General features: G+C 37.2%; 1 protein-coding gene. It reads left to right on the forward strand.

Features of this window, described 5'->3' with window-relative positions:
• The first annotated feature begins 510 nt into the window (after positions 1-510).
• On the forward strand, positions 511-1,122 hold the full coding sequence (locus KDK19_RS02185) for a hypothetical protein (RefSeq protein ID WP_257291254.1): 612 nt from the start codon (positions 511-513) through the stop codon (positions 1,120-1,122).
• Positions 1,123-1,167 lie beyond the last annotated feature (45 nt).

Raw genomic sequence — 1,167 nt, forward strand, 5'->3', positions numbered from 1 at the left:
GTATATAAGTAAACATGGTCCGATGGATATATATTTCCAATCTTTGCCTGCTGCACAAGCGACATACCCTTGCGACACAGTATGGATTGTTAGATTAGCGGCTGAATATTATTCAAAAAATATACCCTTTAAAGAAAGTTACTGACACAGCTGGTTATCTACCCTGAAGTCGGTGTGGTAGTTTTTACAGAATCACTCCTCGTCGGTCGCTTAGCCTGCAAGGTTTTGACAAGTTCATTACTCCGAAAAATGCTGTGCTTGAACGTAGATTCAATATCTTCTGCAAATTATGGTTTGGTGCAACCAATGAAGACTGCTTAGGGTCACAGTTTTCGGTCATAGAGAGTCGTTCAATGAAGCTGAACAGGATCAACTGTAAGGCCCCGAGTCTCATGACGCCGAAACAGTAAAAAGTATGGCTTGGTTTTCTATTGCCGGTATCAGTTTGCCAAGACAATTACGAACATTGAACTATCCTTAACAGCCTGACTCAATGTTGTATGGTAATTTATGAAAAGTTTAAAGGCATTCTTGCCAATTTTTATAGTTTTTATGATGTTTCCTAACTCAGGGCTCGCGGATGGTAAGGATGAGTTAGTGAAAAGAGCAAGTGACTTCAAAAAAGCTTTTTCAGATAGGTTGTATGGAACACATAGTTGGGGAGCTCAGTTTGATGGGTCTACAATGATTCAAATTGCTGAAAAGATTGTTGTCGATCATGGCATTCAAGGGGATTTGATACCGTTTATTATACCCTTGAGTGAAGAATACTCTGCTAAAGGTGATTCACTTTCACTCATCATATTAGCTGCAATGTGTCTTAATTATGTCCCACATGCAAGTCGTGAGATCATTTTAAGTTATCTTATGATATTACAGTCTGCAGTGTTTGAAGCAATGAAGTACCACGCAATACAAAAAGAATATATTTTTAATCTGATAGAGAAAAAATTTGAGGATATGCCTTCTGATGGGATAAACTTTTTTATTAAAGAATCACAGACTGTATTTAATTCAGTTTCTCTGGACTATTATTCGACTTTTTTTCGGCCTTCTGAGCAAGCGATATTTTTAAATTATCTAAGCTGTCCTTTGACATTATTAGCTGCATTACTTACCTGATGGCAATCAATGGAAAAAGGTCTTACTGAGAAAACCGTTAAATAT

It is taken from the genome of Endozoicomonas sp. ONNA1 (genome assembly GCF_024606325.1).
Lineage (GTDB): Bacteria > Pseudomonadota > Gammaproteobacteria > Pseudomonadales > Endozoicomonadaceae > Endozoicomonas_A.